At 31.0% G+C, this 1,719-nt stretch carries 2 protein-coding genes; both read left to right on the forward strand.

What is annotated here, in order from left to right; all coding sequences use genetic code 11:
- On the forward strand, positions 1-584 hold a 584-nt coding region (locus tag CXF82_RS01350; protein ID WP_145991636.1), incomplete at its 5' end, for a GGDEF domain-containing protein.
- On the forward strand, positions 571-1,596 hold the full coding sequence (locus CXF82_RS01355) for a response regulator (RefSeq protein WP_102043550.1): 1,026 nt from the start codon (positions 571-573) through the stop codon (positions 1,594-1,596). The genes CXF82_RS01350 and CXF82_RS01355, both read left to right, overlap by 14 nt.
- Positions 1,597-1,719: the final 123 nt, after the last annotated feature.

The raw sequence follows: 1,719 nt of genomic DNA on the forward strand, positions 1-1,719 counted from the left end.
TATTCATAACCCTCATTTTATTAACCTTTTTTGTAATATATTTCTTTAATGATTTCATTATAAACACCGAAAAAACAAAGACTTTAGAGAAAAAAGTATATTTTGACAATTTAACAGGACTTTTAAATAGAGCTTACTTTGAGTCCAATGAATTTCACATTTTTTATAACCAACCCGATATTTCTGTGATAATGATCGATGGTAATGGAATAAAAAAAGTAAATGATAACTATGGTCACTCTTCTGGAGATTTAGGTATTAAGCATATAGCTAATTCCGTGAATAAATGCTGTAGAGACACGGACCTTTGCTTTAGGCTTGGGGGGGATGAATTTTTAATTCTCGCGGCTGTAAATTTAAATAATGCAATTAAACTTAGTCGTAGAATTAAGACTGAAGTATCCAAAGATCCTATATCAATCTATAATATTATAGTTTCGGTTAGCTGTGGTACTGTAAAAAAAACAAATAATGAGTCCATCGAAGAATTAATTCATCGAGCTGATACAGCTCTTTACAAAGACAAAAACACATTCTATGATAAAACAGTAATAGCTCGGAAAATTAGTTATGAATATAAATAATGTACATGTTTTAATAGCTGATGATTCTCCTCTAATTTTAAGCAGTTTAAAATTTGCACTTAGAAGTATGGGATTTAGAGATGAAAACACATTTACTTGTAAAAATGCTTTGCAAGCAATAATAATTATTGAGTCTAACAATATAGACCTACTTATAAGCGATCTTAACTTTGGAACTGGTACGGATGGAATTCAGTTGGTCGAACATATTAGAGCAAAAGGACTCTTTAATGATAATAATTCTATCATTATTTTAACTGGGGATACACGAACTTCCACGGTGTTATCTATAATTGACAATCAACCTGATGACTATATTGTCAAGCCATATAAGACTAAAGATCTAGAATATAGAATAAATAAAACATTAAGAAGGAAGAAGATATTAAATAAAATAAACCACCTTCCTTCTAATATGTCATTAGAGCAAAAAATCTTTGTCTGCGATGAGCATATCAGTAAATACACAGAACTCTCTAACCATATTGACAGAATAAAATGTAATTATCTTATTCAAGAGAAACAATTCGAAAGTGCTAAAAACATCTTCAATAAAGCACTTAAAATTTACAATGAGGATTGGCCAGTTAGAGGCATGCTAAAAGTTCTTTCCGAGCAGAATAAAAATATCGATTTGGAGTTATTTATCAACTCCGTAAAAGATAAGGATTCAGCGATCATAAAAATGTTGTGTTATGAAGCTTCCGCTAATTTACACATATGTAGTGGTCATTTTAAAGAAGCCGCTTCATTGCTAAGTAAATGCGTCGATATCGTTAATAACAACTCAGAACGGTGGTTACTACTTGGACAATTACACTTTTTAAATTGTAATTTCCATGAATCCTCAGAGGCGTTCAAACAGTCTATGATTCTGATCGAAGGAACTCATAAAGACAATTCGTCTATTCACTATTACTATTTACGTTCAAAATTTATGAAGGCAAATATCTCAGCTACAGAGTTAAGAAGCGCAACACAAATACTCAATAGGTTTAACAAAAAAACATGAAACATTATGAAAAGTACCAGTACCTGTGAATAAACCTACATAAGTCCATTCTTTCTGGTGAGGTAGAAGAACCAATGAAGCGCTTAAACACGCTCTCTAACGATAAAAATATTTTATCGTTAG

Source organism: Shewanella sp. GutDb-MelDb, assembly GCF_002836075.1.
Taxonomy (GTDB): domain Bacteria; phylum Pseudomonadota; class Gammaproteobacteria; order Enterobacterales; family Shewanellaceae; genus Shewanella.

Coding starts and splice junctions, on each gene's coding strand:
- CXF82_RS01355 (WP_102043550.1), top strand. CDS start 571: ATGAATATAAATAATGTACATGTTTTAATAGCTGATGATTCTCCTCTA.